This is a genomic window from Variovorax sp. 278MFTsu5.1 (genome assembly GCF_048305045.1).
GTDB lineage: Bacteria > Pseudomonadota > Gammaproteobacteria > Burkholderiales > Burkholderiaceae_C > Variovorax > Variovorax guangxiensis.
In genome coordinates, this window is record NZ_CP157622.1 from 803,651 (window position 1) to 825,220 (window position 21,570).

Below are 21,570 nucleotides of genomic sequence, written 5' to 3' on the forward strand. Positions count from 1 at the left end.
GACCCCGGTCGAAGCCACCACAACAACACCAGCCATCGCGAGGCACCCCGCTTGGAAATCGAAATCGTCACGCTCTCCCGGCAAGGAGGCCGCACCTACAACGAGGACGTGCACGGCCATTGGCACGATGAGCGCTACGTTGCCTGCCTGGTGGCCGACGGTGCGGGCGGCCATGGCGGCGGCGACGTGGCGGCGGCCACCGCGCGCGCCAGCATGCTCGGCGGCTTCTCGGCCGCGCCGGGGCTGGACGAAGCCACGCTGCGCGGCCTGGTGGAACAGGCCAACCGCGACGTGGTGGCACGCCAGGCGGAAGGCGGCAAGCTCGCGGGCATGCGCTCGACCATCGTGTTCGCGGCCATCGACCTCGAAAGCCAGGCGCTCGCCTGGGTGCACAGCGGCGACAGCCGCGCCTACCTGTTCCGTGGCGGTGCCATCGTGGCGCGCACCACCGACCACAGCCTGGTGCAGCAGATGGTGGCCGGCGGCATGCTCGACGAGGAGGGCGCGCGGCTGCATCCGCAGCGCAACATGCTGCTGTCGGCGCTGGGCTCGATCGAGGAGGCGCCCGACATAGCGGTGTCGGAGCGCATGCGCCTGCTGCCCGGCGACGTGCTTCTGCTGTGCAGCGACGGCGTATGGGAGCCCTTGGGCGACGAATGCCTGATCGACACGCTGCACGCGTCACGCACGCCCAGCCAGTGGACCGAGCTGATCGACGCGCAGGTCAAGGCCAATGCCAAGCCGGGCCACGACAACTACACGGCGCTCACGCTGTGGGTGATCGAGGACGACGGCGACGACGTGACGCGGCTGATGCCGGAGAACGTTGCGTCCACGGATTGCTGAGGATTTCCGTCTCGAGGCAAGGAAAGAGGCAAAGAAGAAGGGCCCGAAGCGATCGCTCCGGGCCCTTGTCGTTCCAGCCGGGTCGGCTGTCCGTTCAGGCGCCTCCCGTGCTCGGCACGGTCTGGGGCGCGACGTAGGTGTACTTGCTCGCCGTCTTCTTCACCTTCTTCAGCGCGTTGCGCAACTGCGCCGGCATGTCGCTGCGATTGGGCAGGTTGGTGTAGTTGTCGATGCCCTGTTCCTTGCAGCAGTTGGCGCAGCCGTTGTTGAGCAGGTCGAGCGCATAGCGCGTCTTGCTCAGCGTGCTGGAGGCGCCGGGCTCGCGGAACGGATCGAAGATGCCGTCGGGCAGTACCTTCTGTCCCAGCGCGATCGCCTGCGTCTGGAAGTGCGTGATGTGCTTCTGCGTGACCGGCCCGTAGTAGCCGTCCACGACGATCACCTCGGTCTGGCCCGGGGGCGGGTCCAGGTCGTGGTTGAAGCCCAGCAGCTCGTAGTAGAAGATCTTGAACAGCGCCTGCACCAGCATCACGTCTTCACGCGTGTTGGAGCCGATCCGGCCTACCGACCAGTCGATGTTGTAGGCGGTGAGCAGAGCGCCGCTTTTGCCGATGAGTGGGGTGCTGAATGCCATTGCATTGCTCCGGTGAGGACGCGTGGGAACCGCACCGGGCACTGGCGCGCCCGATGCCGTGCCCGGCGGGTCCGTCGTCCGTCAGCGCGTCTCGGTGGTCGCGACGTTCCAGCCGAACTTGACTTCGCCGCCGGCCGCGCCCTTGTCGTCCTGGGCCTTGTAGGCGAACTCGATGTCCTTGAACGAGCACGACACCTGCTCCTGCACGTCGCCGCCCTGGGCGCCGCCGGGGCCGACCATGGAGATGAACACTTCCTTGAGCGTGACCTTCAGGTACTCCTGCTGGCCTTCGCCCGATTTGCGGCAGGTCAGGACCATGTCCTTGAAGTGCTTGCCGCTCACGCAGTTCTTGGCCAGCACCGGGGAGGCCTTGTCGTAGACGTGCGTGAAGTGGAACTCGCCGGGCGTGGCCTTGCCCTTGCCCGAGCCGCCGCCGGAGCCTGCGCCCGACGAATTGCTCACGTTCCAGGTCCACGACGAGATCTCGATCTCGTCCTTGTGGTCCTTGTGGGAAGACTCGCCCTTGACGCCGTCGAGCTTGATGTGAAAGTCAGAAGACATGTTCCTACTCCTTGGAACCCGATTGCGTTCGGGCAGTTGCTGTTGATGATCGAGACGGATGCTTGTGCTGCCGGAGGCTTGTCGGCGGGGCCGGTCCCCGGCAGCTGTGGATAGAACGAAATGGGATCGGGAATTTCAAGAAAAAACGGCCCGTTCCGAGCTTTCTTTTCTTCTTCTCTTTTTCTTCTTCTTCCTTCCGGTGCTTCAGGCGCCCCCCTTGGCCGAGGGAAGCTTCGACACCAGGCGCAGCGAGACGGTGAGGCCCTCCAGCTGGTAGTGCGGGCGCAGGAAGAACTTGGAGGTGTAGTAGCCCGGGTTGCCTTCCACTTCCTCCACGACCACCTCGGCGGCGGCCAGCGGCTTCTGGGCCTTGGTGATCTCCGAGGAGTTGGCGGGGTCGCCGTCCACGTAGTTCATGATCCACTTGTTGAGCCAGCGCTGCATGTCCTCGCGCTCCTTGAAGCTGCCGATCTTGTCCCGCACGATGCACTTCAGGTAGTGCGCGAAGCGGTTGCAGGCGAAGAGGTAGGGCAGGCGCGCCGCCAGGTTGGCGTTGGCGGTGGCGTCGGGGTCGTCGTACTCGGCCGGCTTGTTCAGCGACTGGGCGCCGATGAAGGCCGCGAAGTCGGAATTCTTGCGGTGGATCATCGACAGCAGCCCCGCCTTCGAGAGCTCGGCCTCGCGGCGGTCGCTGATGGCGATCTCGGTGGGGCACTTCTGGTCCACGCCGCCGTCGTCGCTCGGGAAGGTGTGCAGCGGCAGGTTCTCCACCGCGCCGCCCGACTCGATGCCGCGAATGCGCGAGCCCCAGCCGTAGAGCTTGTACGAGCGGTTGATGTTGGTCGCCATCGCGTAGGCCGCGTTGGCCCAGGCGTACTTGTTGTGGTCGGCGCCGGCGGTGTCTTCCTCGAAGTCGAATTCCTCCACCGGGTTGGTGTTGGCGCCGTACGGCGTGCGCGCCAGGAAGCGCGGCATGCACAGGCCGATGTACTTGGAGTCGTCCGACTCGCGCAGGCTGCGCCATCCGGCGTACTCGGGGGTGGAGAAGATCTTGGTCAGGTCGCGCGGGTTCGCGAGTTCCTGCCACGACTCCATCTGCATAAGGTTGGGGCTGGCGCCGGTGATGAAGGGCGCGTGCGCCGAGGCGGCGATCTTCGCCATCTCGCCGAGCAGCTCCACGTCGGGCGGGCTCTGGTCGAAGTGGTAGTCGCCCACCAGCGCGCCGAAGGGCTCGCCGCCGAACTGGCCGTATTCCTGCTCGTAGATCTTCTTGAACATCGGGCTCTGGTCCCAGGCCGCGCCCTTGAACTTCTTGAGGTTCTTGGCCAGCTCCTGCTTGGAGATGTCCATCACGCGGATCTTGAGGTTCTCGTCGGTCTCGGTGTTGTTCACCATGTAGTGCAGGCCGCGCCACGCACTCTCGAGCTTCTGGTAGTCGGGGTGGTGGATGATCTTGTTGACCTGGTCGGTCAGCTTGGCGTCGATCGCGGCGATCATGGCCTGGATCGACTTGGTCACGTCCTTGCCGATGATGGTGCTGTTGGCCAGCGCCTGCTGCGCCAGCGTGAGCACGGCGGCTTCGACGGCGCTCTTGGCTTCGTCGCTGCGCGGCTTGAATTCCTTCTGCAGCAGCGACGAAAAGTCGCTGCCAGCGTACGCGACATCTTTCAGCGCGCTCTGTTCGAGTGCTTCGGCCATGGTGATCTACTCCTCGTGTGCTCTGATGGTTGTCGACTCAGGCGGCGGGGGCGCTGCCGTCCTCGGGTTTCTTGCTCGCGGCCAGCGTCTGCAGCAGGGCCGGGTCTTCCAGCACCTTGGCCAGCAGCTCTTCCGCGCCGCCCTTGCCGTCCATGTAGGTGACGAGGTTCGAAAGCTGCGTGCGCGCCTCCAGCAGCTTGTTGAGCGCGCCGACCTTGCGCGCCACCGCGGCGGGCGAAAAGTCTTCCATGTTCTCGAAGGTGAGCTCCACCTTCAGGTCGCCCTCGCCGGTGAGCGAGTTCTCCACCGCGAAGGCCGCGCGCGGCTTCATGGCCTTCATGCGCGAGTCGAAGTTGTCGACGTCGATCTCCAGGAACTTGCGGTCTGCCACCGGCGCGAGCGGGTCGGCCGGCTTGCCGGAGAGGTCCGCCAGCACGCCCATGACGAAGGGCAGCTGCACCTTCTTCTCCGCCCCGTAGAGCTCCACGTCGTACTCGATCTGGACCCGGGGCGCCCGGTTGCGGGCGATGAATTTCTGACTGCTCTTGGCCATGGAGATGCTCCTTGCGGGTGTGAATGGGGACGGATGCGGGGTGGTGGTCGGGGCTTACTCGGAAGGACGGCGGCCCGTGACCGTTTCAATGGTGTCCATCGCGTTCGGCGCGAGGTTGGCCATGATCTCGAGGAAGCTCACTCCGATGAGCTTCTTGGCGCGCTCGATCAGAAGCGGCGCGGGGTTGCCTGGCTCGGCCTGTTCCAGGTAGCGGATCACGCGGTCGAGCATCTGCACGGCGTCCTGCCGGTTCTGTATCTCGCCGCGCGCGGCGGCGGGGCGCGCGGCCGCGGCACCGTTGGCTTGTGCATCCGCCGCGGCGCCGCCGGAGTCCTGCGCGGCGGCGGCATCTGCCGGCGAGCCGCTGGCGGAGGCGCAGGCCTTCTGCAGCACGCGCGCGATGGAGCGCAGCGGGTCGAGGTCGAATGCATCGGCGCGGCCTGTGCGCTCGGCGATGAGCTTCTTCAGCTGCTCCACCAGCGCGGGCACGCCCAGCGCTGCCTGGATGGCATCGGGCCGCTCGGACTGGATGGCCTCCAGCCCGCCCTGCACCTGCGCCATCGAGTAGGTGGCTTCGCCGCCCACGGCGGTGAGCGCGTTGTGCGCGATGGCGATGTCGCGCACGCGGATCGGCCCCACGCCGCGCGCGACGCCGACCTGCGCCTCGTAGAGGTCGCGCAGGCCCATGGTCTCGTCGGTCAGCGGCGCGAGCGCATTCAGGCGCATCGTCGGGTCGTTGTCGTCGTCGGCATCCAGCTTTGGATGTATGCCGTCCCAGAAGGTGTCGAGCAATCCGTTGAGCAGCCGCAGGCCGGCGGCGAAGCCTTCCACGCCCTGCAGGCGGGTGGAGGCGCGCAGCAGCAGCACGGCGGCGCGCACGTCCTTGCTGCGCCGCAGGATGTTCCCGGCCTTCTCGCCCACCTCGCGCCACTCGGGCTCGACCGCGGGGATCACCGTGTCGCCGAACTGTTGCTCGGGCTTGCCCTGCGCGTCCGCGACCAGCGCCATGAAGTCCGCGTCGTACTCGAGATCGTCGCCGCACGGCGATGCATCGCCGATGGGCGCGAGCAGTGTTGCAGCGAGTTCGTTGTTCAGCATGTTGCCTATCGGAGTTCGCTGGTGATAATCAAAGATGCGTCTTGACCGGTCAATGCAACGAAGGGAATAGCATGCGCACGCTGGGTACACACCATTCGTCCTATGAGGGCTTCCTTGCCGCGGCAACGCGGCGCCACATCGCCGTTCTTGGCCTTGCTGGAGCCGGTCTTCTGCTTGCGGGATGCGCCGCGAAGCCCGTGGTCACCACGGTGGCCGTCACGCTCACCGCGGGCGCCGACGCCAATCCCGATGCGCGCGGCCGCGCATCTCCGCTCACGGTGCGCGTGTATGCATTGAAGTCGCCCGGCCCCTTCGAAGGCGCCGACTTCTTCTCGCTGTTCGAGAAGGACCAGGCCACGCTCGGCGCCGAGCTCGTGCAGCGCGAAGAGGTGCTGCTGCGGCCCGGCGAGACGAAGAAGCTCGACTTCAACCTGCCGCCCGATGCGAAGTCCATGGGCGTGATGGCGGCCTACCGCGACCTCGACCGCGCACGATGGCGCGAGGTGCGCCCGGTGGTTACCGGCAAGGCGCAGTCGCTCGATGTGACCTTCGGCGCGCGTGCGATGCGCGTGGACGCCAGGTAGCCCGTGCGCTACCGGTCATGACGGCCTTCCCGGCCGCACCAAAGGCTGGTCGACGGGAAGGAAGTGCTCGAACAGGTCGTGCACGAAGGCGCCGCCGGCCGCGTCCGACGCGGATGCCGTGAGATAGAAGCCGCGCCAGCGCGGCGCGCGCGGCCCGCGGCTGTGGTTCTCGAACAGCACCTGCGCGAACTGGCGCAGCCCCGGCTGCAGGGCGCGCACCGCTTCCACGAACTCATGAATGGCGAGCCGGCCGGTGGGGCCGGGCTGCTCGCGCAGCAGCGACATGCGCAGCGCGTGCAGCTGCTGAGCGATGGGCTCGAACACGGTGTCCAGCCGCTCGCCAGCCGGAGTCTCGATGAAGGCTGAAGGATCGGTCAGCCTGTGTCCCAGTGCCTGCGCAAGCACTTCGGGCGGCAGCGCTCCGCGCAGGGTCGCATAGCCCGGCAGCCGTTCGAGGCCGGTCACGACGAGGTAGGTGGGCATCTGCAGCCGCAGGCCGTCGCTGGCTTCGCCGAGCAGGCGGCGCGTTCGCGCGGCGAGCGACTTCAGCTCCGTGGCGTCGGCATCCAGAAGGTCGCCGGCGGCCACGGCCACCACGAGGCCGTTGAGCGGCAGGCGGTCGCGCCGCTCGGCCAGCGCAAGCAGTGAGTGAAGCCAGAGGCTGCGCGACTGCGGCGTGCCCGCCTTGTCGCCGACCGCGCCCGCATCGATCTCGATAGCCACCAGCCGATGGGTCAGCCACCAGTGCCACCAGGCGGCACCGGATGCGGCGTCCGTGCGTTCGGCGTGCGCGGTCGCGAGCAGCCCCGCGAGGTTGGCCGATGCATCGCCGAAGAAGAGGAACCACGGCACCGGCGCCGAGGGCCTGGCCCATGGCGCGCGGCGCATGGCCTGCTGCGCCCGCGTCATGCTTTCCTTCAGCGTGTCGACGGCCAGTGCGGTTCCGCCGGCATCGGCCGCCGGTTCGGCCAGCGCGGCGAGGCGCTTGCGCAGCCCGCGCCGGCGCGCGCCCCGGCCGGCATCGCGCACCACCGCGTACAGCAGGCCGAAGCCCAGCAGGCACAGCGCCAGCAGCAGCCAGAAGCGGTCGGCGGGCGACAGCAGCAGGCCGGTCATCGCGAGACGGTCTCCAGGAAGACGAAGTCGGCGATCAGCCGGTCGCTGTTCTTGCTGGCCGCGAGCGACTCGCGCAACCTCAGCAGGTAGGCGGAGGCGAGCTCGAAGGGCGGCCGGTCGGCGGTTTCGGTGAGGGGCGTGGGCGACGAAAGGACGGTGATCAGCACGCTGCCGAAGGGCGGACTCACCAGCCAGCTGGAAGGGATGTCGCGGCCTATCTCCAGGACCTCGCCCGCGTGCAGCCGCGTAGGCTGCTGCCCGGCGTTGAGATGCATGACGGAGCCGTCGGCCGTGTAGTAGTCGACCCAGATGTAGCTGTCGTGGCGCGGCGCGGTCACCTGCACGCGCACGTTGTCGCCCTCGCGCAGGCGGCCGTCGCGGGTCGTGGGCGCGCTCACATCGAGGCCGTAGGCCTTCTCGGTGTTGCGCGCCTGGTAGGGCTTGAGGATGGCGAACACCTCGCAATGCGGCCACACGCGCAGTCCGATGTCGAAGCGCGGCGACTTCACGCCGGGCAGGGCGCTCACTTCGTGCTCGACGCGCGGCAGGTCTCCGGGCTGCGAGACGAAGCCGGTGACCCGCGTGCGGCCCTCGTGGTCGACGCTGGCCGTGAGGTCGGCGCAGGCGAAAGCCTGCAGGTGCTGCTCGACACGCTGGGCCAGGCCGGTGGCGGCCGCTGGCGGGCCGCCGGACCACAGCCACGGCATGTACAGCAGCGGCAGCGCCAAGGCCAGGGCGGCGGCGCCGAGCAGCAGGGTGCGGTCGCGCCGGCGCGTGTCGTTGGGGCCGCGCGGGTCGGGCGCCTCGTAGGGTTGCGGCGCGATGTGGTCCTGCAGCAGGCTGCCCATGGACAGCGGGCGCAGCAGCAGCTGGCGGCCGTGCAGGTCCTTCAGCTTGCCGAGTTCGCCATGGTCGCCGTCCTCGAAGTAGTACTGTCCCCTGAAGCCGAGCGCCAGCGCGTGCCAGTACACCTCGCGCACCGCGTCGTCGTCGGGGCCCAGGGTCGAGAGGTGGTGGAAGAACTCGCTGTGGGCGTTGTTGGAGTTGAATAGCTGCACCTGCAGGGGAGCGGCGGTGCCTGTCGCGCCGGCCGCGTCCGGGTGCCGCGCGAGGATCTCGTCGATCCAGGCCACCATGGCGAAGGAGGCCGACTCGATCTGCGCGGCGGGCGTGCCGGCGGCCTCGGCGGCGGCGCGTGCCGCGTCGAGTTGCTGGCGGGCCCGTTGCTGCGCCGCATCGTGCGGCAGCAGTGGCGCGCCGGACGCGATGGACGCATCCAGCGCGAGGCCGGATGAGATGAAGCTGGAGAAACAGTCGAGAAGGCGGGCCATGGGCGGGCCCGCTCATTCATGCGTTGCGAAGGATGCCTTGCACCGGCGTCTGCAGCGATGGCACATGCCCATGTCCCCGGTTCCTTCGAGTAGGCGGCCATTCTTTCAAAGGGCTTGCAAGGGGCGCCATACCGCTTGGGGTCTATGCCGTTGGTGGGGCCGCCGGCCTTGCTGCGCGGGGCTTTCGCCGGTATCTTCAGCGTCTGCCGTGCTTCGCACGCTGGGATACGGGGAAAAGACATCATGAAAATACTGATCGCCGACGACCACCGGCTCGTCATCGAGGCGGTCAAAGCCAAGCTGTCGGAGCTGGAGCCCGGCATCGAATTCGTCCTGGCGATGAGCGTCGACGAATTGCTTGCCGGAGCCACCGACGACCTCGACCTGGCCCTGATCGACCTCAACATGCCCGGCGCCGACGGCCAGGCCCACATCGACGAGATCCGCCAGCGCCATCCGGCCGTGCCGGTGATCGTGCTGTCGGGCTACGAAGACCCGGCCATCATGCGCAACGCGCTCGAGCGCGGCGTGCTCGGATTCATACCCAAGGCCTACTCTCCCGACGTGATGCTCTCGGCCGTGCGGCTGGTGCTGGCCGGCGGCGTGTACGTGCCGCCGATGATGCTGACGGCAGTGCCCCCCGGCATCGTGGCCGGCATGGCGCAGCAGGCGGGCTCCGAGGCGATGGTGCGCGGCACCGGTGGTGGCGGTGGTGGCGGCACCCAGACGCTGGAGCACCTGCGCAGCGTGCTCACCGAGCGGCAGGTCGAGGTGCTGCAGCTGCTGTCGCAGGGCAAGCCCAACAAGCTGATCGGGCGCAGCCTTGGCATCAGCGAGGGCACGGTGAAGATCCACCTGGCGGCGATCTTCCGCGCGCTCAACGTGCGCAACCGCACCGAGGCGGTGGTGGCCGCCCAGGCGCTGACCGAGGCGCAGCAGGCCTGAGCGGAGCCGCGCCTTGCGGCTCCTTTCTCCTTTCATTGCACCAGCAGTTCGAACTCGGCCACGGTCATCGTGCCGGTGTTGTCGAACTCGATGCGGTACTTGCTGTAAGACTCGGTGCCCGCCTTCAGCGCGAAGGGGCGGGTCTGCTGGCGCCATGTGAAGCTCTCGTTGCTGCGCTCGTCGAGCGTGACCCAGGCGACGCCGTCCTTCGATGCCTTGAGCTTCCAGCTTCTCGGGTCCTGCCCTGCGTCCTGCGTGCCGGAGGTCAGGGTGTAGATCTTCGGCACGCTGGCGGGCTGGCCCGTGGCGGCGTCGGCCTCGATCCATGCGTTGGCCGACGTGCTCCGCCAGGCGGTGTCGGAGCTGCGGTCGTACACGTTCGCCAGCTGGCCGGTTGCGCTGGACGACACCGTGTAGGCCCCGGTGGGCAGCAGCGACCTCAGCGGCGAGGGCTTCGCGCTGCCCTGCGTGATCGAGCTCGGCACGTCGTTCTCGCCCGTGCCCCACGAGGAGGGCTGCGCACCCATGACGAACTCCAGCGTCGCGCCGTCGGCGATCTCGCTGTGCAGCAGGTAGCTGCGCGTGACCGGCTGGCCGTTCAGGCGCAGGCTCTGCACATAGCGGTTGGTGTCGCTCACGCCGGGGGCGGTGATGACAATGCGCTTGCCGTTCTCCAGGCTCACCACCATCTTCGGGAAGTAGGGCGCACCGATCGCGTACTCGGGCCGGCCCATGCTCACCGGGTAGAAGCCCATGGCGCCGAACACGTACCAGGCCGACTGCTCGCCGTTGTCCTCGTCGCCGATGTAGCCGCTGCCGTCGGACAGGCCGTTGGCGTCGAACCCGGATGTGTAGAGCTTGCTCATCACGTCGCGCAGGTACTTCTGGCCCTGCGAAGGCGCGCCCGCGTAGTTGTACATGTAGATCGAGTGGTGCACCGGCTGGTTGGAATGCTGGTACTGGCCGACGCCCGCCAGCTGGCTGACCACGTGGGCCTCCTTGATCTCGTGGATCACCGTCCAGTAGCTGCCGGGCTGCAGGTAGGTCGGCGCGGAGAAGAAGGTGTCGAGGCTGGCCTTGAGCTGCGCGCGCCCGCCGTGCAGGTTGGCCAGGCCCTGGCCGTCCTGCGGCGCGAGGAACTGGTACGACCAGGCGTTGCCCTCGGTGTAGCCGTAGCCCCAGTCGTCGGGCGTGGTGCCGTCGTCGGTCCATTGGCCGGTGCTGTCCTTCTCGCGGAACCACTTGCCGGCCCAGGCGCCCGCGCCCTTGTCCGAGAAGAGGCGGGTGTAGTTCAGCGCGCGGTCCATGTAGTAGGCATGGTCGTCGGGCTTGTTCAGCGCCTGGGCCATCTGGGCGATGCCGAAGTCGTTGAGGTCGGCCTCCAGCGACCAGGCCACGCTCTCGCGCGACATCGTGTCCGAGGGCACGTAGCCGTAGAAGACGGATTTGTTCATGCCCTTGCGGCCCTTGGCGCCGTCGGTGCTGTTGACCGAGGCGTTGCGCAGCATCGAGGCGTAGGCCGCGTCGGCGTCGAAGTTGCGCACGCCCTTGAGGTAGGCGTCGGCGAAGATCACGTCGGAGCTGGTGGCGACCATGCTGTCGCGGTAGTCGGGGCCCGACCAGCGCGGCACCCAGCCGCCGTCCTTGTAGGCGTTGACGAAGCCGTCCAGCATCTCGCCCGCCTGGCGTGGAACGAGCAGCGTATAGAGCGGCCAGGTGGTGCGGTAGGTGTCCCAGAAGCCGTTGTTGACCCAGATCTTTCCCTGCCTTTTCGGCGTGCCGGGGAGGTAGGGGCTCATGTAGGTCGGCGAGCCCTTGCCGGTCGCCGCATCGCGCACGTTCTCCCAGGCGGAGTTCGGGTACAGGAAGGCCCGGTACATGTTCGAGTAGAGCGTGATCTTCTTCTGCTCGAAGGCCTTGGCATCTTCCGTGCCGCCTTCCACCTGGACCGTGTTGAGCTTGTCGTCCCACGCCGCGGCCGCCAGCTGCCGGACGTCGTCGAAGCTCCTGTCGCCGATCTCCTGCGCGAGGTTGTCCTTCGCCTGGTCGACGCTGATGAAGGAGGTGGCGATCTTCATGCCCACGACCTTCGCACCGTCCGGCGTCGCGAACTGCACCCAGGTCTTGATGCTGTCGGTGTCGATGTTCTTCGACGCGGTGATGGGCGCGTCGAACTTCGCGTAGAAGTACATGAGCGGCGCGTTCTTGTCGCCGTTGTTGTCCACCGTGCCCGATACCGCATTGGCGGCCGTGTCGACCGAGAGGTTGCCGGAGCCCTCGCCGGCGAAGCGGTCGAACAGTACCGTGGAGGTCGGCATGGCGGCAGGCGCGGTGAAGCGGAAGTAGGCCGCATGGTCCGTGGGCGTGATCTCGGTGCGGATGCCGTTGTCGAAGATCACGCTGTAGTAGTGGGCGTGCGCGACTTCCTTGGCCCGCGAGTAGGTCTGTGCGCGGTTGTCCGGATTGAGCCTGCCCAGGTCGCCGATGGGCATGATCGCGAGCGACTGCCTGTTGCCGATCCACGGGCTGGGTTCGTGCACCGCGGCGAAGGACTGGATCGTCTTGATGAGCGCGCCGTCGGAGGTTTCGCCGGTGCTGGTGTGGAATTGATAGAACCAGTTGTTGTCGTTGCGATTGATCGGTGTCCAGAAGTTGAAGCCGAAGGGCACCGCGATGGCGGGGAAGGTGTTGCCCCGCGTGAAGTCGCCGCTCGAATTGGCGCCGCGCATGATGTTGACGTAGTTCGCCAGCGGCTGCCTGGCGAAGGCGGCGGGCCCGGAAGGATTCGATCCGTCGGAGCCCGTGGTCGACGCTGTCGTCGTTGTTGCCGTGGTTCCTGCGCTACCACCGGACGCGTCGCCGGCGGTGCCCCCCGTCGTCGATGGAGGCGCCGTTCCCGCGCCCGTTCCGGGCAACGGCAGGAACGAGCCGTTCGACCCGCCACTACCGCCGCCGCAAGCGGCAAGCGATGCAAGTCCCATGGCCAGCGCGAGCTGGCGCAGTCTTCGAATGCTCATCTGTTTGCTCCCTTTCGAAATCGCAGCACGCTGCGCGATTCAGTCTAGGGACGGGGCGCGCAAGCGGCGCCTGTGCTTTCCCGCAAGCAATGCAGCGTTGCGAACGCAACAAGGGAACGGCGAGCTGCGGCCGTTGCTACCAGCGGTAGGTGAACTTCGCCTGCACCGCGCGCCGCTGGCCGAAGTACTGGCCGTTGCCCGCGACGTAGCTCCTGTCGGTGAGGTTGGTGGCGTTCAGCGCGAAGCTGTAGGGGCCCTGCTCGTAGCGCAGCGCCGCGTCCACCAGCGTGTAGGGCGGGTTGTAGCTGCTGTTGTCGGTGCTGGCCGGCACCTTGCCGACGTGGCGTATGCCGCCGCCCACGCTCCAGCCTTTCAGCGCGGGACTGCCGAAGCGGTAGTCCAGCCACAGCGAGGCGGTCTGGCGCGCCGTGTTCAGCGGCTGCTTGCCGATCTCCGCCGGGTTCAGGCTCTGCGTGACCTTGGCGTCGAGCAGCGTGTAGCTGGCCACCAGCTTGAGCTGCTTCGTGAGCGCGGCGCGCGCCTCGAACTCGGGGCCGCGCGTGCGCACCTCGCCGATCTGCGAGACCGGGCCGATGACGAACGGGTCGAAGACGGGCGAGTTGCTCTTGCGCAGGTCGAAGACCGACACGGTGAAGAGCGCGTCGATGCCGGGCGGCCGGTACTTCAGGCCCGCCTCGAACTGGCGGCCCAGCTCGGGCTTGAGCAGGGTGCCGTTGGGGATGGCGCCCGGCAGCGGCGTGAACGAGGTCGCGTAGCTGAAGTAGGGAGCCAGCCCGTTCGGCGCGAGATACAGCAGGCCCGCGTTGTAGGTGGTCTTGGTGTTCGTGTCGATGCCGAAGGACGAGCTCACCAGCCGGTTGACGCTGCTGCGCGCGCGGTCCTGCCGCACCGTGAGACCCAGCGACCACGGCCCCTTGCGCATCTGGTCCTGCACGTAGAAGCCGCGCTGCGTGATGCTGTTGTCGCCCAGTCCGTTCACGGGCGGGTCTGATACAGGCTGTCCGTACACCGGCGCGAAGGCGTCGATGGAGGGCGCCGGGCCGATGCCGCCTTGCTGCGAGCTGGCCTGCCGCTGGTACTCCATGCCCATCAGCAGCGTGTGCGAGACGGCGCCGGTGCTGAAGCGGCCTTCGACCTGGGTGTCGAGCGTGCTGGTGCGGTTTCTCTCGTCGACCCGCATCACCATGCGGTCGAGCGTGCGCAGGTCGCTCTGGAAGCCGGTGCCGTAGACCTGCCGGTAGTCGATGTCGAGCCTGGCGTGGCGCGCGTTCTGCCGCAGCGTCCAGTTGTCGCTGAGCTGGTGTTCGAAGAGGTAGGTGAGCGAGAACGCGTCGCGGTTGTAGCGGTCGTAGCCGGGCTCGCCGATGTAGCGCTCGCGCGGAATGCTGCCCCAGGGGTTGGGCGTGATGAGCGCGCCCTGCGGCCAGATGCTCTTGGGCGTGGTGCGGTCGCGCGTGGCCTCCGCCATCAGCGTGACCTTGGTGCGCGCGGAGGGCATCCACGTGAGCGAGGGCGCAATGAAGCTGCGGTCGTCGCGGGAGTAGTCGGTCTGGCCGTCGCTGTTGCGCAGCACGCCGTTGAGCCTGAAGAGGAGGCTGCCGTCCGCGTTCATCGCGCCGCCGATGTCGAAGCTGCCCTGCCGGCGGTTGCGGTTGCCCAACGAGACGCTCACCTCGCGCACCGCCTCCGCCGAGGGCCGCTTGGACACCATGTTGATGGCCCCGCCGGGCGCCGACGGGTCGTACACCGCGCCCGGCCCCTTCAGCAGCTCGACGCGCTCCAGCGCCTGCGGCTCCACCAGCCAGCGCGTGGCGAAGCTGTTGGTGGGGAGCTTGAAGCCGTCGAGGTACTCGGCCGGCGCGAAGCCGCGCACCGTGAGCGAGGCGAAGCGCGTGTCGTAGCCCGCGACTTCGGTAAGCACGCCGGCCGAGTAGCGCAGCGACTGCTCGACGGTGTGCACGGCCTGGTCGTCCATCTGCGCGCGCGTGACCACGGTGACGGCGCGCGGGGTTTCCAGCAGTGGCGTGTCGGTGCGCGTGGCCGTGGCGCTGCGCTGCGCCACGTAGCCTTCGACCTGGCCGTCGGCGCGCTCGCCCGGCGCGTTGACGGTGAGCGTGGGCAGGAGGGCGTTGGGCCCGGAGACCGCTGCGGGCGTGCCCGTGGCCTGGCGCACCGCATAGGCGCCGCTGGTGCCGGGCACGGCTTCGAGCCGGTGCGGCGAGAGCAGCTCGGCCAGGCCCTCGGCCACGGTTCGGCGGCCCTGTATGGCGGCGGCATTCTTTCCGCGCACCAGCGCCGGATCGAAGGAGAGCGTGATGCCGGCCTGCCGCGCGAAGCTGCTGAGCGCGTCTTCCAGTGCGCCGGCCGGAATGTCGAAGCTGGCGCGCGCCGGAACATCCGCCGGCTGCGCCTGCGCGCGCGCGGAATTCATGGGCGCAGCCCATCCCGCCGCGATACCCAGCAGCAGCGCGGAGAGCAGGGTGGGCCTTGTCTGCCGGAACCGCCAGAACCCGGGATGGCGGTCCGGAGAAAGGCGTCTCAACGTCGCGCGACAGTCAATGTGCCTCCAGTGCCGCGGTCGAGCCGGACCGGCAGTGTGCGTACCAGCGCCTCCAGCGCGCGGCCGACGGGGTCGGGGCCGCTGAGCTGGAAGACGCCCGACACGCGCAGCGATGCCGCATCCGCGTCGCAGAGCAGCGGTGTGGCGTGGTAGCGCGCCAGCTCGGCGATGAAGGCATCGAGCCTCATCTGCCGCGCCACCAGCGCGCCGTCGGTCCAGGCGTCGGGCTCGAAGCTGCGGTCCACGATGCGCTGGGGCGGTTGTGCCGCGCCGCCGCGCACGATGTAGCCGTCTCCCGCCTGGGCGACTACCGGCTGTGCGTCGACGGTGGTGTGGATGGCCACGCGGCCCTCGGTCATCGACAGCCGCGTCTGGTCGTCCTGCTCGCGCACGCCGAAGCGCGTGCCCAGCGCCTCGAAGCGCGCGTGCGGCGTCTCGACCCAGAATGCGCGGTGGCCGAGCAGCGAGCCGTCGTCCGCGCCGGTGCGCACGAAGAGCTCGCCGCGCCGCAGCAAGATGCGGCGGCGGCGCGGCGAGAAGATCACCTGCACCTCGGAGCCGGTGTTGAGGTTCAGCTCGGTGCCGTCGGCCAGCGTCACGCGCTTGCGTTCGCCCACGGCGGTGGCGTAGTCGGTGCGGCTCTCCCATGGCTGCTCGCGCCAGACGAAGAGGCCGGCCATGCCGCCCGTGACGGCCAGCCCCATCACGCCCAGAACCCCGAGCGCGCGGCGGCGGCCCTGCTGGGCCCGCAGGCGGGTGGCCGCCTGCAGCGCGCCGTGGGCCAGCGCGCCGCCCGCCTCGCCCATGCGCGGCACCTGGCGGAAGGTGTCTTCCACGGCCTGCACCTGCTGCCAGGCCTGCTCGTGCGAGGGATGCGCGGCGCGCCATGCGCCGCATTCGTCATGGGTCTTCTCGTCGGCGCTGCCGGAGCCCAGCCGCACGGCCCAGGCGATGGCCTGGTCGAGCAGCTCGGCGGCCGTGGCCGTGCCGTCGCCGGTTAGCGGGGTGGAAGGAAATGCGGCTTTCATTCTGGATGGCTCTGCGCACTTCCCGTGATCCCGGTCGCACGAAATAGTCTCGGCCAAAGCCAGGAACACCGCGGAACCGGCTCTGCCGGGCCGCCGGTGCTGCCCCCGGCGAGGGGGGAGGAGAAGCGACACGAAGTGCGCGAAGCCTGGGGGAGTTTCATCATTTCAGCGCCAGGCAGTGACGGATGGCGGTGGCCATGTATTTTTCTACGGAGCTCAGGCTCACATCGAGTCGCTGCGCGATCTCCGCATAGCCGAGGCCGTCGAGCCGCGAGAGCAAAAAGGCGCTGCGCGCCTTGGACGGCAGCCCGTCGAGCATCGCGTCGATGCGCACCAGCGATTCGACCAGCAGCATCTGCGCCTCGGGCGAGGGCGCCTGCGGCTCGGGCAGCGCGGCGATCGCCTCCAGGCAGGCGCGCTCCAGCGTTCGGCGGCGCACGTGGTCGACCACCAGCCCGTGCGCGATGGTGGTGAGCCAGGCGCGGGGCTCGCGGACCTCGTCGATGTCGCGCGGGCGGCCCAGCACGCGCACGAAGGTGTCCTGCGCCAGGTCGGCGGCGTCGCCCGGGTGGCCCAGCTTGCGGCGCAGCCAGCCGAGCAGCCAGCCGTGGTGGTCGCCGTAGAGGCTTTCCACGCTGCGCGAAGGAGGACGGTCGTCCGGCATGGAGGAGGGCGAGGAAAAGTCGTTCGGGAACGCGGCGAGTGCGGCAGGCATGAATCTATCTCACTGCGTTGGCGCTGGCGAACGGCGTTTCGCCCCGGCAGGACACCCCGTCTGGAGCCGGTGGCTGCGGGTCTGCATGATGGGCGCGAGCGTGGACAGGGCCGTGGCGCCCGCGCGGCCCTGCCCGCAGCGGCCCAGGCCGACCGAGAGCGCGAGGCCGGCCACCGCCGCGCCGAGGCAGCAGCCGTCGACGAGCCGTCCGGCGGGCATCAGAGCAGCCCTTTCGGCGCACGCGCGGCGCGGACGCCGTACAGCGGAAACCGCAGCGTGAGGCAACCGTCGCCCAGCGGCGAGGGCGCGGTGTAGATGCGCGCACCGTGGCGTGCGGCGATGGCCTGGCAGGCATGGGCCAGGGACGACGTGGGTCGGCCGATGCCGGTCTCGAAGGCCTGCGAGAGGCGGGGCGCGGTGCCGGTGGAAATGTCGGCTTCGCGCAGGCTCACCACCGCCTGGTGTCCTTCGGCGCGCGCCAGCACATGCAGCGTGGCGCCCCGCGGCAAGGTCGCGGCCGCGGCGTCGGCGATGTGAGACACGAGCAGCGGCAGGTCGCCGGCGATGGCTACTACCGTGAGCGCGGCGTCCGGCAAGGCGAGGTCGAGCCCGATGCCGCGCTGCGCCAGGGTTTCGCCATGCGTGGTGGGCGTTGTGGCGAGCGCGCGCAGCGGCTGGCGCAGGTCGATGCGTTCGCGCGCGGCGGCTGCTTCCTGCCGGGCGGCGAGCTGGGGCATCGGCGTGCCGTTGGCGCGGGTCGAGAGCGTCTTGCCGGCGAGCCAGGCGGCGCCGAGGGCGAAGCAGGCGGCGACCACGAGGCCGAGGCTGCCGGTGCTCATCGGACGCTCTCCCGGGGGCACGCCGAGGGCGGCGGTGCCTGAAAGCGATGACGGGGGTTCTGAAGCATGGGGAGGCGGCTCCTCTTTTCGGTCTCGGGTGAATGCACTCCCTTGCCGGACGAGGCCCGCAAAACCCGTAATGGCGCGCCGAAAAATCCGGGCGTCAGGCCCGGCATTCGGGCGCGGCCTTGTCCAGCATGAGCACGATGCGCCCGACCAGCCGTTCGCTGTAGGCAGGCGCGGGATGCAGCACGTCGGCCATCTCGGCGGGCTTGAAGGTCACGGCGCCCCAGTCGGCGAAGAGCGCCCCCGTCTCGCCGGCCACCCTGCGGGCGATGGCGTCGGCCTCGTCCCTGCCCGTCGCGGTGAGCGGCTGCCGGCTGAGCCCGGTGATGACCGGGGTGCGCCCCTCGGCCTGCACATGCGCGACCATGCGGCGCAGCGCGGGCTCGTAGGGCTGGCCGGACATCGCGTCGTTGATGCCGTGCTGCAGCACCACGAAATGCGTGGTGAGCGGCGCCGTGGAGAACGCCGGCGCGCGCCGGGTGGCGGTGGCGCCCGGCTCGCTGTTGTCGATCACCGTGTAGGCGGGGCGCAGGCGCTTGAGCATCGCGGCGGGCGGCTCGTCGAAGCGCCTGTTGGCGGCGTAGCCGCCGTGCAGGATCGAGTCGCCCTCGAAGGTGACGGTGCAGTCACGTGGGGCCTGCGGGTCCGGCTGGGCTGTCGAAGAGGCCGCGTGCGCCGGCTGTCGCACGGAGGCCTTGTTGTTGCTGCCGGTGTTGTGGTTGTGGCTGTTGCCCCCGCAGGCGGGGACCAGCGCGCCGATCGCCAGGATGGCGAGCAGCGTGAATGCGATGTCGGACAGGCGGACGCAGGCCGCGCGGCGGTGAGCGGGAAGGAAAACCAAGGCAATCTCCGGATGGCGCCACTGGCAATTCAGTGGCGTTCATCCGGTTGCCGAACGAGATGCGCAAACCCGCAATGCGCATCGCAAGGAAATCCCGCTTCAGTCCTTCGACGCCACGCAGGCCATCTGCAGCTGCTGCAGGTGCGAGCGGAACGCGACCGCGTCCTGCCAGCCGTCCACCACGAATCGGTGGTCGCGCGCGGCCGGCAGGTTGGCGGCCGGGGCCAGGTTCACCCGGTAGCGCTCGTCCACCGAGAAGGCGATGTGCAGCGTCTCCAGCCGCAGCGAGGCGGTGGATTCGTGCGCGCCGGGCGCGGTGGTCGCGAGCCGCAGGATGCACGGCGTCGCCAGCGTCAGCCTCGCGTCCATGCTGCGCGCCTCGTGGCGCAGCATGTCGTTGAGCGCGTGGACGTGCTCCGCGGCGCTCATGTCGCCGGCAGCGGGCGCATCCCTGGTGGGATAGCCGTCGGTGCAGGCGCCTGCCGCTGCCGCGACGGCGAGCCCGGCGGCGATCCAGCGTCGCCGCCGGGCAGCTTGCGGCGCCGTCACACCGCCAGCGACACGATGCCCGCCACGCCCGCGAAGGCGGCCACGCCGGCGAGCAGGCCGGCATCGCGGTGGTTCGAGACGAGGCGTTCGCGCCAAGCCAGGTAAAGCAGCAGGAGGCAGGCGCCGAAGATGATCAGTGAGAGTTCGCTCATGAATGACAGGAATCGATTGGGTGAATGGGGTTGGATGCCCGCGCCGGACACGCCCGCGCGGGACGACGACGAACGCGACGCGTGGGCACAGTGGCCCGCACGTCGCGCATCGCGAGGATTCGTGAAAGTGGAAAAGGAAAGAGATGCGGACGGACCCGCACCCTCTCTCGCCTAGGCCGCGATGCGCATGCGCGGCGGTTTCAGTGGAACCGGTGGCACGCGGGATGCGGGCGTGTGAGAGTGCTGCGGCGGTGGCGCGTCACGCCACGCGGTGTGGTGCAACGTGGCGTTGCGCAGTCCGCAGATTTCGGAGAGGTCCGGCGCGAGTTCGGTGGCCGGCGAGCGCTCTTCCAGCGTGCTGAACGGCTCGGCCGGTGCCTCGCAATTGGGGCTGGGGCTCGACGGTTGGAGCCCGGCGACGACCGGCGCCATCGCCGCCTCGTGCGACTGGGCCAGAGCGGCAAAGCTCTGGCAGCCCAGTGCGAGCACGAGCAGCAGCGACAGCAGCCAGCGGGGCATCGTCAGGAGAGCGTTGTTGCAGTGTTCTTCAGCGCTTGGCGAAGACGCCGTTCCACGCGAACACAGAATTGGGTGCGTTCACGCGCAGCGGCAATGCGGCGGGGCTCAGCGGGGCTTCCTTCCTCTTCGGCTGCGACGGCTCGTGCTCCACGCGTACACCCTTGGCGAGCTGGTCTTCGACCAGGCTCTGCAGCGTGACCGAGCCCAGGAACTCCATCACGTGATGCTTGGCGGAGGCCCACAGCGCCTCGGTGGAATAGCAGCCCTTGCCGCCGGCCTCGCCCTTCTTCGACGAGTCTTCGGCGTCGGACAGCGGCTGGCCGTCGACCGAGGCAAGGATGTCCGCCACCGTGATTTCGGATGCCCTGCGCGTCAAGGTGTAGCCGCCGCCCGGTCCGCGTGTCGCCTTGATCAGCGCATGCTGGCGCAGCTTGCTGAACAGGAGTTCGAGCGACGAGCGGGCAATGTGCTGGCGCTTGCTGATCGACGCCAGTGGCACCGGGCCATCCTGCTCGCGCATCGCGACATCGATCATGGCCGTCAAGGCGAAGCCGCCCTTCGTCGTGAGACGCATGGAGTGTTCCTCGTTGTTGGGTTTTTCAAACAATGCGTCATAGGTGTGCAAAAGGCCCCGAAAAGTTTCCGAGGCGTGGCAACTACGGTTCTTGAAACAGTTTGAAAACCCCGGCGAGGCACGATCGCCGCACGACAGCTGAACTCGGACTCCGCTGAAAACCGATACCGAGGGCTATTTACGGGCCTTTCCAACAAGCGCAACGACCTCCGTGAGATCGGCAATCTGCCCCTGGTGCAGAAGCGCGAGCTTTTCCAGCTTCCTGCGCCCGGCTGCCAGCAGATGAACCTCGACCTGGCGCCGGTCGGTGGTGCTGGGCTTTCGCTTGACAAGGCCGGCTTCCTCGCAGCGCGAGACGAGCGCGACCACGCCGTGAAGCTGAGCCTGCAGGCGCTCGGCGATCTCGCTGACCGTCGCCCATTCCCGGCCCGGGAAGGCCTGGGTGTGGAGCATCAGCTGGTACTGCAGCACGGTGATGCCCTCGGCGCGCGCGGCGTCCTCGCTGAAGCGCAGGAAGCTGCGCAGCCTGAATCTGAAGTCGGAAAGCGCCTCGAGCTGGTGCTTCTCGATGCTGCGCGGTTGGCTGGCCATTGACGTCTTGTTGGTGTCATGTGTCGAAGCGGCCAATGTAGCAGCGCCCCCGGAAGACGCATGGGGTAATTACTCACAACATGATCTATTAAACCTCATAGCATGAGGTACCTGTCTGCAACCTGACCAGGAGGCATCGCGCCTCCGCGCTGCCCGTTGCACGCATCCTCCTTGTCCGGCGCCGTTGTCCTGCGGCGGTGCGCGCGGCGAAATCCATTCATCGGAAAGAGAAATTGCCTATGCGGATCCAGAGCCAGAAGACTTTCTTCTCCGGCCTCATGTTCACTTGCGTCGGAGCGGCCTTCGCGATCGGGGCCAACAACTACAACGTCGGCAGCGCGGCCCGCATGGGCCCCGGCTATTTCCCGCTGATCATCGGCACGCTGCTGACGGTGCTGGGGCTGGTGGTGGTCGCCAGCGCATTCACCATGAAGACCGCCGATGGAGATCCCGTAGGAAAGATCGCATGGAAGCCGCTGGGCTTCATCATCGGCGCGAACCTGTTGTTCGGAGTCCTGCTGGCGGGCCTGCACAACATCGGGCTGCCGGCCATGGGTCTGATCGTCGCGATCTACGCGCTCGTCGTCGTCGCCTGCATGGCGGGGGCGAACTTCTCGATGAAGCTTTCGCTGATCCTCGCGACCGTGCTGGCCGTGGGCAGCTACCTCACCTTCATCGTCGGGCTGAAGCTGCAGTTTCAGGTCTGGCCGACCTTCATCAGCGGCTGAAGGG

Annotated in this window: 22 protein-coding genes; 4 read left to right on the forward strand and 18 right to left on the reverse strand. The window is 68.5% G+C overall.

The features are described from left to right. Positions 1-51 precede the first annotated feature (51 nt). On the forward strand, positions 52-846 hold the full coding sequence (locus ABL844_RS03500) for a PP2C family protein-serine/threonine phosphatase (protein WP_126025739.1): 795 nt from the start codon (positions 52-54) through the stop codon (positions 844-846). A 94-nt stretch (positions 847-940) separates the two neighbouring features. On the opposite strand, the gene ABL844_RS03505 is transcribed toward ABL844_RS03500, so the two are convergent. The 5 genes from ABL844_RS03505 to tssA form a co-directional block, all read right to left on the reverse strand. After that, positions 941-1,480 carry a peptidoglycan-binding domain-containing protein gene (locus tag ABL844_RS03505; RefSeq protein ID WP_126025740.1) on the reverse strand — a complete coding sequence of 180 codons (540 nt, stop codon included), beginning with the start codon at positions 1,478-1,480 and terminating at the stop codon, positions 941-943. 81 nt (positions 1,481-1,561) lie between these two features. Then, the gene (locus ABL844_RS03510) at positions 1,562-2,041 is read right to left on the reverse strand and encodes an Hcp family type VI secretion system effector (RefSeq protein WP_126025741.1); all 480 of its coding nucleotides are present in this window, start codon (positions 2,039-2,041) and stop codon (positions 1,562-1,564) included. A gap of 204 nt (positions 2,042-2,245) precedes the next feature. Further along, on the reverse strand, positions 2,246-3,739 hold the full coding sequence (gene tssC, locus ABL844_RS03515; RefSeq protein WP_126025742.1) for a type VI secretion system contractile sheath large subunit: 1,494 nt from the start codon (positions 3,737-3,739) through the stop codon (positions 2,246-2,248). Between the two features lie 37 nt (positions 3,740-3,776). Beyond that, a complete protein-coding gene (gene tssB / locus ABL844_RS03520) occupies positions 3,777-4,292 on the reverse strand; it encodes a type VI secretion system contractile sheath small subunit (protein WP_108142618.1) in 516 nt (171 codons plus the stop codon). A 54-nt stretch (positions 4,293-4,346) separates the two neighbouring features. Then, the gene (tssA, locus tag ABL844_RS03525) at positions 4,347-5,390 is read right to left on the reverse strand and encodes a type VI secretion system protein TssA (RefSeq protein ID WP_418118974.1); all 1,044 of its coding nucleotides are present in this window, start codon (positions 5,388-5,390) and stop codon (positions 4,347-4,349) included. Between the two features lie 71 nt (positions 5,391-5,461). On the opposite strand from tssA, the gene tssJ reads away from it, so the two are divergent. Next, complete coding sequence (gene tssJ, locus ABL844_RS03530) at positions 5,462-5,974, forward strand: type VI secretion system lipoprotein TssJ (protein ID WP_184639897.1); 513 nt, start codon at positions 5,462-5,464, stop codon at positions 5,972-5,974. Between the two features lie 15 nt (positions 5,975-5,989). Here tssJ and ABL844_RS03535 read toward each other — a convergent pair whose 3' ends face one another. Both ABL844_RS03535 and ABL844_RS03540 read right to left on the reverse strand, forming a co-directional pair. Beyond that, positions 5,990-7,090 carry a type VI secretion system protein gene (locus ABL844_RS03535; RefSeq protein ID WP_418130496.1) on the reverse strand — a complete coding sequence of 367 codons (1,101 nt, stop codon included), beginning with the start codon at positions 7,088-7,090 and terminating at the stop codon, positions 5,990-5,992. After that, positions 7,087-8,421: a DotU family type IV/VI secretion system protein gene (locus ABL844_RS03540; RefSeq protein WP_418130497.1), complete on the reverse strand. Its 1,335-nt coding sequence runs from the start codon at positions 8,419-8,421 to the stop codon at positions 7,087-7,089. Before ABL844_RS03540 ends, ABL844_RS03535 begins: the two co-directional genes overlap by 4 nt. Before the next feature lie 243 nt (positions 8,422-8,664). Between ABL844_RS03540 and ABL844_RS03545 the strand changes: the two genes are divergently transcribed. Further along, positions 8,665-9,366 carry a response regulator gene (locus ABL844_RS03545; RefSeq protein ID WP_418130498.1) on the forward strand — a complete coding sequence of 234 codons (702 nt, stop codon included), beginning with the start codon at positions 8,665-8,667 and terminating at the stop codon, positions 9,364-9,366. A gap of 32 nt (positions 9,367-9,398) precedes the next feature. Here ABL844_RS03545 and ABL844_RS03550 read toward each other — a convergent pair whose 3' ends face one another. The 11 genes from ABL844_RS03550 to ABL844_RS03600 all read right to left on the reverse strand — a co-directional run bounded on the left by ABL844_RS03550 (position 9,399) and on the right by ABL844_RS03600 (position 20,838). Continuing rightward, positions 9,399-12,383 (reverse strand): GH92 family glycosyl hydrolase, encoded by a 2,985-nt coding sequence (locus ABL844_RS03550; protein WP_418130499.1) that lies wholly within the window; start codon positions 12,381-12,383, stop codon positions 9,399-9,401. A 136-nt stretch (positions 12,384-12,519) separates the two neighbouring features. Further along, entirely contained in the window at positions 12,520-14,835 is a 2,316-nt protein-coding gene (locus tag ABL844_RS03555; protein ID WP_418130500.1) for a TonB-dependent siderophore receptor, read from the reverse strand. Between the two features lie 107 nt (positions 14,836-14,942). Continuing rightward, positions 14,943-15,992 carry a FecR family protein gene (locus ABL844_RS03560; RefSeq protein ID WP_184639887.1) on the reverse strand — a complete coding sequence of 350 codons (1,050 nt, stop codon included), beginning with the start codon at positions 15,990-15,992 and terminating at the stop codon, positions 14,943-14,945. Positions 15,993-16,152: 160 nt separating this feature from the next. After that, positions 16,153-16,656: a sigma-70 family RNA polymerase sigma factor gene (locus tag ABL844_RS03565; protein ID WP_184640552.1), complete on the reverse strand. Its 504-nt coding sequence runs from the start codon at positions 16,654-16,656 to the stop codon at positions 16,153-16,155. Positions 16,657-16,925: 269 nt separating this feature from the next. Next, entirely contained in the window at positions 16,926-17,546 is a 621-nt protein-coding gene (locus ABL844_RS03570; RefSeq protein ID WP_418130501.1) for a hypothetical protein, read from the reverse strand. Positions 17,547-17,709: 163 nt separating this feature from the next. Continuing rightward, the gene (locus ABL844_RS03575; RefSeq protein WP_418130502.1) at positions 17,710-18,453 is read right to left on the reverse strand and encodes an SGNH/GDSL hydrolase family protein; all 744 of its coding nucleotides are present in this window, start codon (positions 18,451-18,453) and stop codon (positions 17,710-17,712) included. A 99-nt stretch (positions 18,454-18,552) separates the two neighbouring features. Next, positions 18,553-19,002 (reverse strand): hypothetical protein, encoded by a 450-nt coding sequence (locus tag ABL844_RS03580; RefSeq protein WP_418130503.1) that lies wholly within the window; start codon positions 19,000-19,002, stop codon positions 18,553-18,555. Beyond that, complete coding sequence (locus tag ABL844_RS03585) at positions 18,999-19,154, reverse strand: hypothetical protein (protein ID WP_184639877.1); 156 nt, start codon at positions 19,152-19,154, stop codon at positions 18,999-19,001. Before ABL844_RS03585 ends, ABL844_RS03580 begins: the two co-directional genes overlap by 4 nt. Before the next feature lie 171 nt (positions 19,155-19,325). Then, positions 19,326-19,673 (reverse strand): hypothetical protein, encoded by a 348-nt coding sequence (locus ABL844_RS03590; protein WP_418130504.1) that lies wholly within the window; start codon positions 19,671-19,673, stop codon positions 19,326-19,328. Between the two features lie 28 nt (positions 19,674-19,701). Continuing rightward, positions 19,702-20,247, reverse strand: coding sequence for an Rrf2 family transcriptional regulator (locus ABL844_RS03595; protein ID WP_184639874.1), 546 nt, complete (start codon positions 20,245-20,247; stop codon positions 19,702-19,704). A 174-nt stretch (positions 20,248-20,421) separates the two neighbouring features. Then, positions 20,422-20,838 (reverse strand): MarR family winged helix-turn-helix transcriptional regulator, encoded by a 417-nt coding sequence (locus ABL844_RS03600; protein ID WP_126025756.1) that lies wholly within the window; start codon positions 20,836-20,838, stop codon positions 20,422-20,424. A 239-nt stretch (positions 20,839-21,077) separates the two neighbouring features. On the opposite strand from ABL844_RS03600, the gene ABL844_RS03605 reads away from it, so the two are divergent. Next, positions 21,078-21,566 carry a tripartite tricarboxylate transporter TctB family protein gene (locus ABL844_RS03605; RefSeq protein ID WP_126025757.1) on the forward strand — a complete coding sequence of 163 codons (489 nt, stop codon included), beginning with the start codon at positions 21,078-21,080 and terminating at the stop codon, positions 21,564-21,566. Positions 21,567-21,570: the final 4 nt, after the last annotated feature.

What these genes read in the sequence shown, in the direction of transcription:
- tssA (WP_418118974.1), bottom strand. Translation starts at nt 5,390, where the DNA reads ATGCTGAACAACGAACTCGCTGCAACACTGCTCGCGCCCATCGGCGAT.
- ABL844_RS03550 (WP_418130499.1), bottom strand. Translation starts at nt 12,383, where the DNA reads ATGAGCATTCGAAGACTGCGCCAGCTCGCGCTGGCCATGGGACTTGCA.
- ABL844_RS03540 (WP_418130497.1), bottom strand. Translation starts at nt 8,421, where the DNA reads ATGGCCCGCCTTCTCGACTGTTTCTCCAGCTTCATCTCATCCGGCCTC.
- tssB (WP_108142618.1), bottom strand. Translation starts at nt 4,292, where the DNA reads ATGGCCAAGAGCAGTCAGAAATTCATCGCCCGCAACCGGGCGCCCCGG.
- ABL844_RS03505 (WP_126025740.1), bottom strand. Translation starts at nt 1,480, where the DNA reads ATGGCATTCAGCACCCCACTCATCGGCAAAAGCGGCGCTCTGCTCACC.
- ABL844_RS03585 (WP_184639877.1), bottom strand. Translation starts at nt 19,154, where the DNA reads ATGAGCGAACTCTCACTGATCATCTTCGGCGCCTGCCTCCTGCTGCTT.
- ABL844_RS03605 (WP_126025757.1), top strand. Translation starts at nt 21,078, where the DNA reads ATGCGGATCCAGAGCCAGAAGACTTTCTTCTCCGGCCTCATGTTCACT.
- ABL844_RS03510 (WP_126025741.1), bottom strand. Translation starts at nt 2,041, where the DNA reads ATGTCTTCTGACTTTCACATCAAGCTCGACGGCGTCAAGGGCGAGTCT.
- tssC (WP_126025742.1), bottom strand. Translation starts at nt 3,739, where the DNA reads ATGGCCGAAGCACTCGAACAGAGCGCGCTGAAAGATGTCGCGTACGCT.
- ABL844_RS03565 (WP_184640552.1), bottom strand. Translation starts at nt 16,656, where the DNA reads ATGCCGGACGACCGTCCTCCTTCGCGCAGCGTGGAAAGCCTCTACGGC.
- ABL844_RS03545 (WP_418130498.1), top strand. Translation starts at nt 8,665, where the DNA reads ATGAAAATACTGATCGCCGACGACCACCGGCTCGTCATCGAGGCGGTC.
- tssJ (WP_184639897.1), top strand. Translation starts at nt 5,462, where the DNA reads ATGCGCACGCTGGGTACACACCATTCGTCCTATGAGGGCTTCCTTGCC.
- ABL844_RS03570 (WP_418130501.1), bottom strand. Translation starts at nt 17,546, where the DNA reads ATGAGCACCGGCAGCCTCGGCCTCGTGGTCGCCGCCTGCTTCGCCCTC.
- ABL844_RS03590 (WP_418130504.1), bottom strand. Translation starts at nt 19,673, where the DNA reads ATGCCCCGCTGGCTGCTGTCGCTGCTGCTCGTGCTCGCACTGGGCTGC.
- ABL844_RS03560 (WP_184639887.1), bottom strand. Translation starts at nt 15,992, where the DNA reads ATGAAAGCCGCATTTCCTTCCACCCCGCTAACCGGCGACGGCACGGCC.
- ABL844_RS03600 (WP_126025756.1), bottom strand. Translation starts at nt 20,838, where the DNA reads ATGGCCAGCCAACCGCGCAGCATCGAGAAGCACCAGCTCGAGGCGCTT.
- ABL844_RS03535 (WP_418130496.1), bottom strand. Translation starts at nt 7,090, where the DNA reads ATGACCGGCCTGCTGCTGTCGCCCGCCGACCGCTTCTGGCTGCTGCTG.
- ABL844_RS03555 (WP_418130500.1), bottom strand. Translation starts at nt 14,835, where the DNA reads ATGAATTCCGCGCGCGCGCAGGCGCAGCCGGCGGATGTTCCGGCGCGC.
- ABL844_RS03595 (WP_184639874.1), bottom strand. Translation starts at nt 20,247, where the DNA reads ATGCGTCTCACGACGAAGGGCGGCTTCGCCTTGACGGCCATGATCGAT.